The following is a 15,451-nucleotide window of genomic DNA, read 5'->3' as shown; positions in this document are numbered from 1 at the left end:
CGGGTTGCCGTGTCCGGCGTCATGGGTTACCCGCGCGGGCCCGGGTCGAGATCGGCGTTGACGGCCGATTCGGACGCGGGAACCGGCGCGCCGGCGCGGTTGCCGCCGGTCAGCGCGATCTGCCCGCTGCCGACGATCTCGTTGAGGGGGGCGGGCCTGCCGAGCAGGAAGCCCTGCGCTTCGTCGCAGCCTTCGTCGGCCAGCAACGCAAGCTGGTCGCGCGTCTCGATGCCTTCGGCCAGGATCGGAATGCCCAGGCTCTTGCCGAGCGCGAGCACGGCGCGGATGATCGCGCGATCCTGCGGTTTCGCTTCCGCGTCCGCGACGAACGACTGGTCGAGCTTGATGCGGTCGAACGGGAACGAGCGCAGCGTGTCGAGCGACGAATAGCCGGTACCGAAATCGTCGAGCGCGATGCTCACGCCCATCGCCTTGATCTGCCGCAGCGTGTCCAGCGCGCGCTCGCGGCCGGCGAAGATCGTCGATTCGGTCAACTCCAGCTGCAGGCGCGACGCCGGCAGGCGGGTTTCTTCGAGCACGCTCGCCACGAGCGCCGTCAGGTCCGCGTGCATGAACTGCACGGCCGATACGTTGACTGCGACCGCATAGGGCGGCTCCCACGTCGCCGCCCGCGCGCATGCCTCGCGCAGCACCCACGCGCCGATGTCCAGGATCACGCCGTTTTCCTCGGCGAGCGGAATGAATTCGGCGGGCGGAATCGTGCCGAGCGTCGCATGCTGCCAGCGCAGCAGCGCCTCGTAGCCGCGGATCTCGCCGGTCGCGAGCGACGTCTGCACCTGGTAGTGGACGCTCAGCTGGTTGTCGGCCACCGCGCGGCGCAGGTCGGCCGCGAGGCTGCGGCGCGCGCGGACGATCAGGTCCATCGCCGGCTCGTAGAAGCAGATCGTTTGCGCGATGCTGCCCTTGGCGCGATACATCGCGAGATCCGCGTTGTTGATGAGGATGGGCTTGGTGGTGGCGTCGTCCGGGTAGATGGCGACGCCGAAGCTCGCGCCCGGCACGACCTCGTAGTCGTCCAGCCTGACCGGCTTGTAGAGCGCCGGCTCGAGCCGCTCGAGCAGATTCATCAGGCGTGCGTCGTCGTCCATCCGGCAGAGCGCCGCGAATTCATCGCCGCCGATGCGGGCGACGAATTCGCCCTCGCGCAGCAGGTTCGCCATGCGGCGAGCCAGGATGCGCAGCACCTCGTCGCCGGCGTGGTGGCCGCGCAGGTCGTTGATTTCCTTGAAGCGGTTCAGGTCGATGCCGATCAGCGCGAGCTTCGTGCGGCGCTCTTGCGCAAGCGCGATCTCGAGGTCCAGCCGCTCGTTGAAGCTGGCCCGGTTCGGCAGGCCGGTCAGCATGTCGCTCAGCGCCAGCCGGCGCAGGTGTTCGAGCGATTCGGCCCGCACGTTGCTGTCGATCACGTAGCTCACGAGCCCCGTGCAGACGATCACGAGCGACGTGCCCGCGACCGCCAGCGCCAGCGGGCGCAGCTCGCTGATATCGGTCCAGTTGCCGTCGAGCGTCAGCGGCGTGATGCGCAGCGCGGCCATCCCGGTGAAATGCAGTGCGAGGATCGCGAGCGACAGCACGCCGGCCATCTGGTTGACCGCGTGCGGCGACGGCCGCAGCGCGAGGTGCAGCGCGAGCGCCGCGAGGGTCATCGCCAGCAGCACCGACGCGATCAGGTAGCCGACGTCCCACGACACGATCCCCTCGACCCGCCACGCGAGCATGCCGGTGTAGTGCATCAGCACGATCGCCACGCCGACGATCGCGCCGCCGAGCGCGGGCGCGACCCTGACGATGCGACAGGTCGTCAGCGCGAAGCCGATCGTGCTGCCGCCGACCGCGATGGCCAGCGACACGAGCGTGAGCGGCAGGTTGAAATGCACGGGCGCGCCGGCGTCGAAGCCGAGCATCGCGATGAAGTGCGTGCACCAGATCGCGACGCCGGCCGAAATGGCCGTCAGCACGTGCCAGCCGAGCCGCTGCGTGCCGGACGTGTTCACCGTGCGCTGGAACAGGCGCGCGGTGACCCACGAGCCGGCCCCGCACAACAGTGCGGCAAGCAATACCAGCCAGTGATTGTGCCGATAAACGATGCACCCTAAAACTGTCACCAAAACCTTTCTTCCCTTATCCGTCGCATGGGCTGATGCCGTTCCTGATCGACGCGGCGGGGGGCGATGCCGCTTCGATCAGGAGCGCCTTCGAGATATCGGCATGTGATGAATAAACTGAACGGCGCGCGTCCGGGCGCAAACGATTGCCCGGCAGATATTTTTCCGGGAAAAAGTGCCGGAACGCGGCGGGACGGGGCGTCGGGGGTGGCCGATGGCTTGCCGATCAAATGCTTGGGCGCCGGCGATGGGTAAGGCGGCGGGCTGCTGCGTAGCCTGCGAGCATCACGCTTGAACGGCGCGACAGGTGTCGACTCGCGGCGAGATCAGCGAGACAGGCGGCGGGTGGAATGAAAGCCGGATTCCAAAAAAATCGACCGCCTGCAATCGCAGGCGGTCGATCAACATCTATCCGTCGTTCGCCCGAGCGTCGCGTGGCTTCGATCGGTTCGACCTTCTCCGAAGCGAAGCACCCGCCACGCGATCTCCGGGCGTTCAACGCATTCACACAGGCGCGATCAATTCACCCCGACCGCACTCCAGGCGCGAGCGACCGTTGCGCTTTCGGCCGAGTTCGCACCGTACAGGTCGGTTGCCGCCTGGATCGATGCACGACGTGCGTTCGGGTAGCTGGAGTTGGCGTTCAGATACACGGTCAGCGTCCGGTACCAGATCTTGCCGGCCTTTTCGCGGCCCAGGCCGCTGAAGGTCGTATCGCCGTTGCAGACCAGCTGCGCCTTCGTCAGGCCGGTATCGGTCGACGGCACCGTCGGGCCTTCGGCCAGCAGGTAGAACAGGCGGTTGCCGACGCCCGACGAGTAATGCGGATCATGGCGCGGATTCGACCACGAGAATCCGCCGGACGGGTAACAGCTGAACGAGCGGCCGTCGAGATCCTGCTTGTACATCTTGCGCAGGCCGCCGCTCACCACGCGTGCACCGATCACGTAGTTGCCGGGATCGTTCGGGTTGTTGGCGTAGTACTTCACGAGCGTGCCGAAAATGTCCGACGTCGACTCGTTCAGGCCGCCCGCGTCGCCCGAATAGTTCAGGTTGGCCGTGGCCTCGGTCACGCCGTGGCTCATCTCGTGCCCGGCGACGTCCACCGAAACGACCGGTTTCGGCAGGCTGGTGCCCGGTTGACCGTCACCGTACACCATCACGCGCGAGGAGAGCCACGCCGCATTCGCGCCGGTCGTGCCGCTGCCGGTGTTGAAGACGACGTGCGCATAGCTCTTCACGCCGCGGCCGTCGTTGAAGATGCCGTTGCGGTTGTGCATCGTCTTGTAGTAGTCCCAAGTCAATGCGAGACCATAGTCGATGTCGGCGGCAACGGTCTGCCGGTCGGTGGTCGTGTTGTTGCCCCACACGTTCGTGCTGCTCGTGAAGATCGGCAGGTCGGTCGCCTGCTCGACATCGTCCGAGGTCAGGCCGCGGCCGTCGTAGACCGAGCCGGAGCCGCGGCTCGGATCCAGCATCCGGTACGCGTTCGTGCCCGTCTGGTCCGTGGTGAGCGTCAGGTTGCCGTAGTACAACGAGCGGCCGGTGCCGGTCGCGGCGGCGGTCTTGATCAGGTCCTGCGCGTCGAGCACGGTGCCGGTACGCGCGTCGACGTAGTACAGCACCGCATCGCCGTGCGCGTCGGTCGCCTTGCCGTACACGCGCACCGCGTAGGCCAGCGTCGGCGCGACGTCACGTGCAAACACGACCAGTTCCGCGTCATCGACGCGGCGCACGTCCGAGTTGAAACGCGCGGCTGCGATGCGCTTGACCCGGGCGGCGCCGACGTCGGGCGCGTTGCGCACCACCGAACGGTTTCCGACCTTGCCGATCGTGCCGGCGAGATTGACCGGCGCGAGCTGCGTCACGCTCGCCTGCTTCAACTGCCCCTTGCTCGAATGGACGACAACGTCACCGCCGATCACGGGCAGGCCCGCGTAGAAGCGGTCGAAACGCACGTGCTCGGTGCCGTCGGGATCGACGATCACGTCGCGTACCTCGAACTGATCGCCGTCCGTCGGCGCGCTCGCCGACGGCCCCGCGAACTTCAACGTGCGTGCTGTGCCGCCAACCGCGAGACTGAAGGCGGACGGGTTCTGCTGGATCAGTTGCAGTGCCTTGTCGACCGTAGCCGACTGGTCGCCGGCCTGGGCAAAAGCACTGAGACTCGCGACGGTAATCGCGGAGATGGACAGCAGACGAGACAGTTTCTTCATGTAATCCCCCGGTTATAAGTGGGTGATGTTCGAGGAATGCATCAAGTACAACTTTGATCCAAGACATGTCACGAACCGCAGAGGGATGCTAGAAGGTCATTTTTATAATTACAAGATATTTTCTGTCAGTTTAATTTTTACTGTCATCTGTGTTAATCAGGTCATGGTTTGGTGAGAAATCTGAAATGATGTCGTCGGTATTGATGACGATATCGGCAACGATGCATCGGTGAAATGTGTGTGGCGAGCCTTGTGCAACTTGGGCAAGGCGTTATGTGGCGCGGGTCCGGCAGAACGGGCGACGTGAGGCAACGGTAAAGCGCAGATGCTATTTGCTTTATTAAATATTGATTTTGATTGTTGCCGTTCCCGGTGCGTCAATGCGATTTTCAAGGTCTCGTCGATTATCGCTTTTGATGGCAGCGCCTTTGAATTCGTAGTGGAAGCGTGGCCATCGACGCACGAGATAATGCTTTCTACGAATCTTCCGGTTGAGCGGCGTCGCGCCGCCCATGGCATATGCGCGTCGCGCATTCCTCCTGCATCGGAATGCCCGCGCAAACAGCGGGCTGTCGATTTCGATGCGGTTTGCCGGAGCCGACCGATCCGGATTCGCGACGGATAGGCAGTGGTCGGTGCGCGGGCCTACCCGCCCCTCACCTTCAACCGCACCACCAGCCACGTCAGCGCCCCCAGCACGAACACGGCGAGCGTCCACGTGCCGCCATGGTGCTGCAGCACCGCGGCTGTCGCGGCGATGCCCGCGAGTCCTTGCTGCAGGAAGCCGCACAAGGCCATCGCATGCGCGCCATGTTCGTGCGCATCGCTGACGGCGGTCGCCATGCTGTTCGGAAACAGCACGGCCTGGCCGAAAATCGCCAGGCAATACAGCGCGATGAAGATCCACAGGCCGGTGAAATGCGTCAGCAGGCCGCCCAGCCACGACGCCAGCATCAATGTGGTTGCGAGCGCAAGCAGTGCGGCGCCGGCATGCATCAGCCGCACCCCGCCGAACCGTCTCACGACGCGATTGACCAGCATCGCGCCGCTGAAATAGGCGATGCCGAGCAGCAGGCCGATACTGCCGAAGCTCGTCACGGCCAGCTTGAAATGGTCCTGGAACACGAACGGACTCACTTCCTGCAAGGTCACGGTCGTCGCGAACCCCAACCCGCCCGCGCAGGCTGGCCACAGGAAGCCCGGGCGCTGCAGCAGGATCCAGTAAGTGCCGGCCATGCCCGACGTGACAGCGGTGCGGCTTCCCGCCTTCAACGGCAGCGCGTAAGACAGGCCGATCGCCAGCGCGGCGATGACGGCCATCAGCACGAAACCCGTTTGCCAATGACTGTACCGGCCGATCAGCCCGCCGACGAACTGGCCGCCGCCCAGCGCCGTGATGAACGCGATCGACAGCACGGAGAGGCGTCGCGCGAGTTCGTCGCCGCGCCAGTTGTCGCGAACGACGATTCTGGCGATGATCGCCGCGCCGCCGCCCCCGATACCCTGGACGGCGCGCAACACGAGCAGCGCCGGTGCGGCCGTGCAGCTGGCGAGCAGCAGGCTGCTGGCGGCGAACAGCAGCAGCGAAATCAGCAACGGGCCACGCCGGCCCCAGCGTTCCGCGGCGGCGCCCCAGAACGGCACCGGCAACGCCGCGCCGATCACGTAGGCGGAGATGGAGAATTCGGCGCCGCCTTGCGTCATCTGCAGTTCGCGCATGACGACAGGCAGCGACGGCAGGTACACCGTCGTCGCCATTTGCGCCATGAAGACGACCAGGCACGCCAGCGCCATCAGGGAAACAGCCGACGCGGCAGGTTCGCACGGTGCGCCGGCGGCAAGAACGGGTTTGTCGCTCATGCCAGCCCTCGTCCCGCTCGCGACGCACACCCGGTGCTTGCCCATCCATGCGCGCATGTCGGGATTCCGTCGCAAGCGTCGCCCGCGTGCATGCATGCCCGCCCCCGGAGTTCGGTCGCCATCGTTTCTCTCTCGCTCTTGTTGACGTTCGTTGCGGCCGTGCGCTGCCCGACCCTCGCGCGAGATTGTACAAAACGCTGAAAGTGCCTGCACGACGCCTCATGCCCTTCGCTATCGTCGCAAGCGCGAGCATTCGGGAGCCGTGTCGTCACGACGTCTCGCGGAGCCGATTCCGGGGAAAATTCGAACCTGTCCGGAACGGCGTGTTCCATTGCATCGAGGACATCGAGGACATCGGGGCGCGCACGACAACCGGTGTGCCAGTTGCCCGGAACCGACCGAAGGCGCAGCACCGTATCGATGCATGAGGCACAATGGGCGGCTTCAAAATTCAATCGCGGCCAAACACATGCGCTTCGTCGTCGTTGGAACCAGCGGAGCGGGGAAATCCACCTTTTCCAGCGCACTGGCGGCAGCAGCCGGCTGCCCGTACATCGAGCTGGATCGACTCTACTGGGGCCCCGACTGGACAGCCGTGCCGCCGGAACAGTTCGAGAACGCCGTGCGGGCCGCAACGGCCGGCGACCGATGGGTCGCCGACGGGAACTACAGCGCCGTGCGCGACGTGCTCTGGTCGAGAGCGACACACGTGATCTGGCTGAACTTCGGGCGGCGCACGGTGTTCTCCCGGGTGCTGTGGCGCACGTTGAGCCGCGGACTCATGCGCACCGAGCTTTCGCACGGTAACCGCGAGTCGCTGCGGATGGCATTCTCACGGGAGTCGGTGCTGCTGTGGTCATACACCACGTTCGCGAAGAATCGCGTCAAGTTCGCCGGCCTGCGCGATGACCCGAAATACGCGCATCTGCACTGGACGGAAATCACCGAGCCTTCGCGCACCCGCGCGGTCATCGACAGGCTGGCCCGCGCCGGTCGTTGAGCGCGGCGCGCGCGTGCGCCAACGGGACATCACTTCACGGCCGCATTGCCGCCGTCCGCGAACAACGCCGAGCCGGTAACGAAACTGGCCATCGGGCTCGCCAGGAACAGCGCCGCGGATGCGATCTCGTCGGGGCGGGCGATACGCTTCATCGCGTGCAGCCCGGCCGCCCATTCCTTCTGCTCCCGGTCGCCACCCATCGCGGTATCCACCCCGCCGGGCAACAGCGCGTTGGCCCGGATCCCGCGTGCCGCATAGTCCGCGGCGATGCCCTTCACCAATCCCGTCAAGCCGGCCTTGGACGCGCCATACGCGGCCATGCCGGGAAGCCCGACGCTGGTTCCGACGAAGCTGGACGTGAAGACGATCGAACCGCCGCCGCGTTCGAGCATCGCGGGAATCTGATGGCTCGCTCCGAGAAACGCCGCCGTCAGGTTGGTCGACAGCGTTTGCTGCCAGTCGTCGAGCGAGAGGTCGGCGAGCGGCTTGAGCGGCCCGACCGTCCCTGCGTTGTTGATCGCGATGTCGAGACCGCCGAACGCGCGCAGGGCCGTCGCGACGAGCCGTCGATGCGTATCGACGTGACAGACATCGCCGGCGCATGCGCATGCCTGCCCGCCCTGACGGCGGATTTCGTCCGCAACCTGGTTCAGCGAGGTTTCGTTTCGCGCGCCCAATACGACTGATGCGCTGTGCGCCGCGAACATCAACGCGATCGCGCGGCCGATGCCGGTAGACGCGCCGGTGACGATGGCGACTTTCCCTTCGAGTAAGGTCATTGTTTTCACATCCCGTGAGTGAGGTTCATCACGGCAATGTAGATGGCCGTTCGCGGGCAGGCACTCCGTTTCTTGCTGTTGAAGTCCTGCGCGGCGGCAGGCGGCGTGCCGCGTGCCTGCGTCAGTCGTCGAACGTGCGTTGATATTCCGGCGCGGCATCCGCGCGCGTGTTCAGTTCGAACATCACGCCGCCCGGTGCGCGGCAGAAGAAGCGCGAACCGCGCCCGTTGTTGAAGACGTCCGTCACCATCTCGACGCCCTCTTCCCTGAAGCGCTCGAACAACGCGCGAACGTCATCGAAGCTCGGCAGTTCGAACCCGACGTGGAAATTCGTCGGCCAGGCGGGCACGCCGTCGCCGACGTGATCGATCACCACGTCGAAGCCCGGGCGCTTGAGGATCCAGGATTTGTCCCAGCTTCCCGCGATCGTGAAGCCGAGGTGCCGCTCGAAGAATCGGGCCGTCGCCAGTGTGTCGGCCGACGGGAAACTCAGGTGATTGAGTTTCATGGTGTGCGTAATGGCAGTCATTGCGAGTCTCTGTCATGCGTCGATCGGCGGAGGCCCCATGCCGTTCCGCCCGGCGCATTCAGAATACGAGCCGCCGCCCACCTTCCACAACTCGCATTGGACGCACGTCCGGACAGCGCGCGAACCCGCGTGAAACCGCGGGCCGGGGCGCGGAGGGGATCGCCGCGAATCGCGCTACTCGCATTCGGCCGGGATGGGCCGGAACCCCATCATTTCCGGCATCCGCCCACGTCCACCTTCGTGATGATGTCGGCATGGTTCGTCTTGATGGTGATCATGCACACGTAGTCGAGGACGGTTTCGTGGTCGTAATAGCCCGTCGCTTGATAGTCGTCCTGATACACCGGCATTTCCGCCACGCCGTTGCCGCCCGGAATCACCCCGGCCACATGACTGCCGACGTACTGGCTGCCGGTCTGGACGAACGACAGGTTCGGGCTCACGTGGACCCGCGAGTTGTCCCAGAAGTAATTCCCGGTATAGCTTGCCGACTCCGGCGACTGCGATAGCGGCGGATGATTGATGAACGGGCGGCCGAACGCCTTGAACGCCACCGATATCGGCTGCCCTACCATCGCTTTGGCCGCCTTTTGAATCGGGCCGGGATACATCGTCGCGCACACCGGGCTGGAATCCATGACGGAGCAGACATTCGCGCAACCGGCGAAGAACGGTATCGCCACGCACGCCCACATCATCGACACGCTCTTTCTCGAGACAGACATCACCATTCGATCCTCTTCCTGGACAAGGGGAACCATCGTTGAAAACGCCATGCTGCGTGCCGCCCTACGTCTTCGCTGCTTCGTAAACCTTCGTTTTCGGATTGAACCGGTATTCGACGACATCCGCGGCGCCGTAGGATTTCTTCTGCCCGGCGTTGTCGATGCCCGTCCCCTTCATCGCCACGCGAAGACGCGGCAAATCGCGCTGATCGGTCGACACGAAGGTCAGCGTCGACGCGCCGGCCACGCACGGGATGCGATTGCCGGTGCCGTCGGCATCGCACGACGCGCCGTTGTCGTTGCCGCGAAACACGTTGCCGGCATAAGTCCAGTCGGTATCGTCAGGATTGCTTGACGCATTGGTGCGCTGGTAGACGAACAGGCTGAACGACTTGATCCGGGTACCGGAAGCCAGATACCAGGTCGGGACCGCCAGCACGATGTGCCCGTCCGGCGTTGTCGTGCTCACGGTCGGCTCCTTGTCGTCGATCGCGTCAGCCTTCTCATAGCCGCCGAACTCGCCAATCGAGCGTTCCGACTCGACCATGTTCCAGCCGGCCACGCCGCTGTCCGTGGTCCATTCGAAGGTGGCTTCGGTGAGCGTCACCCGCGCGTCGGGCGCGGGCGCGGCCGTTTTCTCCTGCTCGGCGTACTTGTTCGGCGTGTCGTAAGCGAAGCCGGTGAAGTAGTGATGGCCGTTCAGGTCGAACGCGTGGCCGTACCAGTACGAGGCCTGGCTTCCATTGGCGATCTCCATCGTGCTCTCGTCATGCGCGTCCTTCTGGTAAATGCCCTCGAGCACCTGGCCGGGCCTCGGCGGCACGGGTGCCGGGATCTTCTCGCTTGCGGCGACAGCGTGTGGTGCCGACGCCGCAGCCGATGGCGCATTCGATGCCGTATCGGCGTGCCCGGATCGATCCCCGCATGCCGCCACCAGAAACGAAACGACGGACAGCCACGCAAACTTCCCGATCATGTGTTTTTCCCCCGTGTGCGATTCCGTAATTCGTCGTCATGTGACCCGATGCGATTTCACGGGATGCACCGACGGGTATCGCAGTGCGATACCGATTGCCCGGGCGACCGATTCAGACGCCGGGTTGTGTTGAACGAATGGAGCGGCGCATCTGGGCGCTCAGCGGCACCGGGCGTCGTAACCAGCGGGACAAGCAGACGGCATGACGGTATGCGCCGCGAACGCAGGCAGCCGAAGGTGACGCGGCAACGCGAAGCGCTGCGCGGGAAGCATCTTGTTGACGGGTTTCATCGTTTTCATTTGTCGTTGTCGGCGCCAATACGGGATTGGAAGACGTGCTCGGACACGCTCAACGCGGGTTGCATTGCGCCAGTCGACGATTATCGCCACTATCGGCGAATAAATCATCCATCGACGGCGTTGGCGGGCGTTGTTTCCCGCCTTGGCGGTAACGCTTGAAATACGCGGGCACTTGGCACGGGCCACACGCTTTCTTTCATAAAAATCACACAATCTGCCGAATCGCAAGTCACCCTTACCGATTTGGCGTGGCCGGTTGCCGGAATCGACGGCTGCGTCCTGCCGACTCCGTTGTTCCGCTGTTTCCCGAGTGAGACTCGAGCGTAGCGCAAGCGGCATGGACTGCCTGACGCGCTCGGCGCAGCCACGTCGATCTTCGTGGCGAACCAAACGTCGATGGCCCGGGGTAGACAAATCCACCCCGGGCCACGGATTTCCCGCCAGTGCCGGGCATCACAGCGGCTGCCCGGCACCATCGGTCAATCAATACCGCTCCAGCAACGTCAGAACTGATAACCCGCGCCCACCACCGCGCCGAAGTCCGAACGCGTGTTGCCCGTTACCGACGCCTTGACGACCCAGCGGTTGCTTTCCGTCACGTACGAATACCCGGCGGCGAAACCCTGCTGGCCGTGATAGTTCGACGTCGCCGCAGAGACCATCGAGCGACCGGCGCCCGTCGGTTGCGGCAGGCCGGCCACGGCCATTGCCGATGCCACGCCGCCGTACATGTCCTTCTTCAGGTCGTTGAACGAGTTGTACACCTGGCCGATGCGCTGGTCGGTGTAGCCCTTCGCCTGGTTCGACGCGGCCGACAGGTTGTCGTTCAGCTGCTGCACGTTCACCGCGTCGGTCGGCGCCGTACCGGCCGCGACGTTCGTGACCTGGCGTTCGCTGCCCTTCGCGCCCACCGAGAACGAATTGTCGCGATCGGCGACGGAGCCCTGGCCGACCGCCACCGCGTTCTTGCCGGTTGCGGTTGCCGTCGACCCGATCGAACCCGCATCGGCACGCGCGATCCACGTGGTGTTCGCATCGGTGGCCGCCGCACGGATCTGGTCGTTGGCCGCCGCGTTCTTCAGCGCGTTGTTGAACTGGCCCATGCTGACCGCGTCGTTGTCCTTCACGCCCGCCGCGACACCGGTCAGCACGCGGTCGCCCGCCGAGCCGGAGAAGTTCACGCTGGTGCCGCCGGTGTCCTTCCCGACCGTGATCGCGCCGTTCGGATCCTGCTGCTGCACGAGGCCGGCCTTGCCGTTTGCGATGTTGGTCACGTTCCCCTGCAGGTTCGTGATATCGGACGTGTTCTTCGCGACCTGCTGGTTGGTCGCGTACAGCTGCGAGCCGTTCACCGCGTCGGTGCTGGTTGCGCTGAGCGTGCCAGCCTGCACGTTGGTGATGCGCGTGCCGCCGGCGCCGCCGAGCGTGATCGTGCTCTTCGAGCTGTCGTCGTACTGCACCGCAAGCGCGCCGAGCTGGTTGAGACTCGACTGCACGCCCTTCAGCTGCTTCACGTTCACTGCGTCCGTATCGTCGGTGCCCGCGGCGACGTTCTTCAGCACGACGGCCGCATTCGTGTTGCCGCCGATCAGCGAGACCGAATTCAGCCGGTTGCCGTTCGCGTCGACGTCGTACTTGACGACGTTCTTCACGGCCTCGCCCGCCTGATTGGACACCTGCGTGATCTGCTGTTCGAGCGACGATTTCACGCCCGACAACTGGCCGCCGTTCACCGCGTCCGTGCTGCCCGCAGCGATATTGCCGTCGGCCACGTTCGTCAGCTTCGTCGGTGCGGCGCCGCGCGCCGCGTTGTAGGCGCCGGCCTTCGGGTCGAACTGCAGCGCGTCCTGCTGCAGCCCGGCGATCGCGGCCGTGTTGCCGGCGATGTTCGTTTCGGCATTGCCGATGCGGGTTTCGTGATTCTCGAGCGTCGTCGTGTTGCTGCCGACGCGGCCGTCGAGGTTCGTGAGGGCGTCGCCGACGTTGTTGAACGAACCGCCGCCGACTTTATAGGCCGGCGCGCTGATCGAGCCGTCCGGATTCGCCGTCGCACCGCCGCCCAGCGCGGCCGCCGTGCCGTCGGTCGCCCGACGCAGTTGCGCGCCGTTCACCGCGTCCGTGCTGCCGGCCGCGACGTTACCTGCCGCGACGTTGGTCAGGCGCACCGGGCTCCCGCCGTTGCCCGCGCCGAGCGAAACCTGCTTCTTGCTCGCGTCGTCATACTTCACCGCGAGCGCATCGAGCTGGCTCGTGCCGTCCTGAATCGCCGCGTTCAACTGGTCGACGTTGACGGCATCCGTTCCGTTCTTGCCGGCCGCGACATTGCCGATGCGTTGCGGGCCATTGCCGCCGTGGCTCGCATCGTAGGTGCCGAGGTTCGCGTTCCACTGGAGCGCGTCCTGCTGGAGTGCCGCGATGTTGCCCGTATTCGTCGTCACCTGGTTGCCGAGCGTCGTCACGTTGTTGCCGACGGTCGTGATCGACTGGTTCAGCGTGTCGGTCGCCTTGCCGAGCTGGCCGACGTTCACGGCGTCGCCCGCGGCAATGCCGTCGGCCACGTTGTGCAGGCCAACCGGCGACTGCGCGCCCTTGCCGCCGAGCGTGACACCGCTGTGGGCGTCATCGTCGTACTGCACGGCGTTCTTCGTCGCGTTGCCGATCTGGTTGGTGATCGACGTGCTCAGGTTGCCGAGCGTCGTGCTGATGTTGCTCGTCACGCTCGTGCTGAGCGACGACAGGCCGCCGTTCAGTTGGCCGACGTTCACCGCGTCGGTATTCGCGACGCCGGCCGCGACGTTGCCGATGCGTTGCGGGCCGTTGCCGCCGTGGCTCGCATCGTATGCGCCGAGGTTCGTGTTCCACTGGAGCGCATCCTGCTGGAGTGCCGCGATGTTGCCCGTATTCGTCGTCACCTGGTTGCCGAGCGTCGTCACGCTGTTGCCGACATTCGTGATCGACTGGTTCAGCGTGCCGGTGGCCTTGCCGAGCTGGCCGACGTTCACGGCATCGCCCGCGGCAACACCGTCCGCGACGTTGTGCAGCGCGACCGGCGACTGCGCACCCTTGCCGCCGAGCGTCACGCCGCGGTGGGCGTCGTCGTCGTACTGCACGGCATTCTTCGTCGCGTTGCCGATCTGGTTGGTGATCGACGTGCTCAGGTTGCCGAGCGTGGTGCTGATGTTGTTCGTCACGCTTGTGCTGAGCGACGACAGGCCACCGTTCAGTTGGCCGACATTGACCGCATCGGTGTTGGCCACACCCGCCGCGACGCCACTGAGCTTCGTGCCGTTGCTACCGTCGAGCGCGATCGCCGCATGCGAATCGTCGGTGTATTTCACGACGTTCTTCGTCGCCGTGACGATGCTGGTGCTGAGGCTGTTGCCCACGCTGGTCACGCGCTGGTCGACGTTCGAGATCGTGGTCGACAGCGAATTGCCGACTGACGTCACGCGTGCGTCGACCGTGGCGATGCTCGTGCTGAGCGTGCCGTTCACGTTCTTCAATTGCTGGACGTTGACGGCATCGGTATCGGCCGCGCCGGCCGCGACGTTCTTGAGCTGGCGCTCGCTGCCGATCGCGCCGAACGACACCGCGCCGCCGACCGGTGCGGCCGTGCCGCCGAACACCGGCGTGCCGCCGTTGTTCGCCCCGACGCTGCCCGAGCCGATTGCCACCTGGTTGTTGCCGTTCGTCTGCGCGCCCGCACCGATCGCCACGGATTGCGTGCCGGCCGCGCGCGTCTGGGTGGCCGCGTCATACGACGCACCGGCCGACACGCCGTCGCTCGACGTCGGGTTGGCGCCGCCGATCGCAACCGAACGATCGCCGCTGGCGAGCGCCGAGTGGCCCAGCGCGATCGAGCTCACGCCGTGCGCGTCGGCGACGTTGCCGATTGCCATCGAGAAATCGCCGACCGCGGCCGACTGACGGCCGACGGCGAGCGACGTGTTGCCTTGCGCAACCGCTACCGTGCCGATGGCCGTGGCCGAATTCGCCAGCGCCTGCGAACCGACGCCGATCGCGATCGAACCGCCGCTGCTGGTGCCGCCATTGCTGCTTGCATTCGACTGGTCGCCGATCGCGATACCGCTGGAATTGGCCTTGGCGTTCGTTCCCATCGTCACGTTGTTGGTGCTCACCGCCACGAAAGTCCCGCTTTTGGTCGACACGCACAGCGGGTTCGTCCCGTCGATGCACTGACCGTTCAGCGCGTTGTCCGGGTTGCCGCGGTCAACGAAATTGTCTGCATGCGCGGCGCCCGCGATCAGGACCCCTGCACCCGTGAACATGGCGGCGGCAAGCGCCGAAATCTGCTTCTTCTTCATGGTCTTCTGCTCCGTTTTGTAGCGTTTGGTTTGAATACGGACTACTTAATTTTGTTGAAGACTTCAGCTGCGATTACGATTGCGACTTCAGTGCGGAACCCGAATGCCATGCCCGGCGCGAGCGTGCCGAAGGCGACACGCATCGTCGCCCCGCCGCGACGGGACGATCGAAAGCCCGGGCACGCCGTTCGTGTTACGGCCCGTTCCGTTAATTCCGGTATTACATTAGGAATGCATATCGTTTTATATGGGCGAATTCGCCCAGCGACTGAATCCGGAGATTCAACCCGCCGTTATGGACACCCCTGATTCGATGTCGCGTAGACCGCGACCAACCCCGCTTCTTTTATTTCATCCACGGCAACCGGATTCTCGCTTGCGCGCTGCGGACATGCGTTCGGATGCGCATCAATTGATGCGTCGGACCCGAATCGCACAACGTCCGCCACAATCCGCCGTGCCTTGTGTTGCTCGGTGCAACCCTGCATTCAAAGTTCGGACGAATTATGGGACACGATCTAAAATTATTGAAGGTAACATTCTTTATAGATTGTAAAATTCAATATATTCAACGAGTTACATTAAAAATGTCCGACTCGCAAACGATTTCGCGTC

At 64.8% G+C, this 15,451-nt stretch carries 9 protein-coding genes; 1 reads left to right on the top strand and 8 read right to left on the bottom strand.

Translation table 11 applies throughout. The features are described 5' to 3' along the window. Positions 1-26: 26 nt before the first annotated feature. From BDI24065_RS20090 to BDI24065_RS20080, 3 genes are all read right to left on the bottom strand, one after another. A complete protein-coding gene (locus tag BDI24065_RS20090) occupies positions 27-2,126 on the bottom strand; it encodes a putative bifunctional diguanylate cyclase/phosphodiesterase (RefSeq protein ID WP_254609807.1) in 2,100 nt (699 codons plus the stop codon). A 518-nt stretch (positions 2,127-2,644) separates the two neighbouring features. Continuing rightward, the gene (locus tag BDI24065_RS20085; RefSeq protein WP_175032737.1) at positions 2,645-4,342 is read right to left on the bottom strand and encodes a M4 family metallopeptidase; all 1,698 of its coding nucleotides are present in this window, start codon (positions 4,340-4,342) and stop codon (positions 2,645-2,647) included. A gap of 645 nt (positions 4,343-4,987) precedes the next feature. Beyond that, positions 4,988-6,202 (bottom strand): MFS transporter, encoded by a 1,215-nt coding sequence (locus tag BDI24065_RS20080; protein ID WP_254609806.1) that lies wholly within the window; start codon positions 6,200-6,202, stop codon positions 4,988-4,990. 469 nt (positions 6,203-6,671) lie between these two features. Here BDI24065_RS20080 and BDI24065_RS20075 point away from each other — a divergent pair, with 469 nt between their 5' ends. Next, positions 6,672-7,202, top strand: a complete 531-nt coding sequence (locus BDI24065_RS20075; RefSeq protein WP_175032736.1) for a toxin — start codon at positions 6,672-6,674, stop codon at positions 7,200-7,202. Positions 7,203-7,231: 29 nt separating this feature from the next. On the opposite strand, the gene BDI24065_RS20070 is transcribed toward BDI24065_RS20075, so the two are convergent. The 5 genes from BDI24065_RS20070 to BDI24065_RS20050 form a co-directional block, all read right to left on the bottom strand. Further along, positions 7,232-7,981, bottom strand: a complete 750-nt coding sequence (locus BDI24065_RS20070; protein ID WP_175032827.1) for an SDR family oxidoreductase — start codon at positions 7,979-7,981, stop codon at positions 7,232-7,234. Between the two features lie 121 nt (positions 7,982-8,102). Beyond that, positions 8,103-8,510, bottom strand: a complete 408-nt coding sequence (locus BDI24065_RS20065) for a VOC family protein (protein ID WP_175032735.1) — start codon at positions 8,508-8,510, stop codon at positions 8,103-8,105. A gap of 209 nt (positions 8,511-8,719) precedes the next feature. Continuing rightward, a complete protein-coding gene (locus BDI24065_RS20060) occupies positions 8,720-9,214 on the bottom strand; it encodes a hypothetical protein (RefSeq protein WP_175032734.1) in 495 nt (164 codons plus the stop codon). 85 nt (positions 9,215-9,299) lie between these two features. Then, positions 9,300-10,211 (bottom strand): hypothetical protein, encoded by a 912-nt coding sequence (locus BDI24065_RS20055; protein WP_175032733.1) that lies wholly within the window; start codon positions 10,209-10,211, stop codon positions 9,300-9,302. Between the two features lie 803 nt (positions 10,212-11,014). Continuing rightward, entirely contained in the window at positions 11,015-14,836 is a 3,822-nt protein-coding gene (locus BDI24065_RS20050; RefSeq protein WP_175032732.1) for a YadA family autotransporter adhesin, read from the bottom strand. Between the last annotated feature and the right edge of the window lie 615 nt (positions 14,837-15,451).

It is taken from the genome of Burkholderia lata (assembly GCF_902499025.1).
Lineage (GTDB): Bacteria > Pseudomonadota > Gammaproteobacteria > Burkholderiales > Burkholderiaceae > Burkholderia > Burkholderia lata_C.
The sequence above is the reverse complement of the archived record's forward strand: the minus strand, read 5'-3'. Positions and strand labels throughout refer to the sequence as shown.

Coding starts and splice junctions, on each gene's coding strand:
- BDI24065_RS20085 (WP_175032737.1), bottom strand. CDS start 4,342: ATGAAGAAACTGTCTCGTCTGCTGTCCATCTCCGCGATTACCGTCGCG.
- BDI24065_RS20080 (WP_254609806.1), bottom strand. CDS start 6,202: ATGAGCGACAAACCCGTTCTTGCCGCCGGCGCACCGTGCGAACCTGCC.
- BDI24065_RS20075 (WP_175032736.1), top strand. CDS start 6,672: ATGCGCTTCGTCGTCGTTGGAACCAGCGGAGCGGGGAAATCCACCTTT.
- BDI24065_RS20070 (WP_175032827.1), bottom strand. CDS start 7,981: ATGACCTTACTCGAAGGGAAAGTCGCCATCGTCACCGGCGCGTCTACC.
- BDI24065_RS20065 (WP_175032735.1), bottom strand. CDS start 8,510: ATGACTGCCATTACGCACACCATGAAACTCAATCACCTGAGTTTCCCG.
- BDI24065_RS20055 (WP_175032733.1), bottom strand. CDS start 10,211: ATGATCGGGAAGTTTGCGTGGCTGTCCGTCGTTTCGTTTCTGGTGGCG.
- BDI24065_RS20050 (WP_175032732.1), bottom strand. CDS start 14,836: ATGAAGAAGAAGCAGATTTCGGCGCTTGCCGCCGCCATGTTCACGGGT.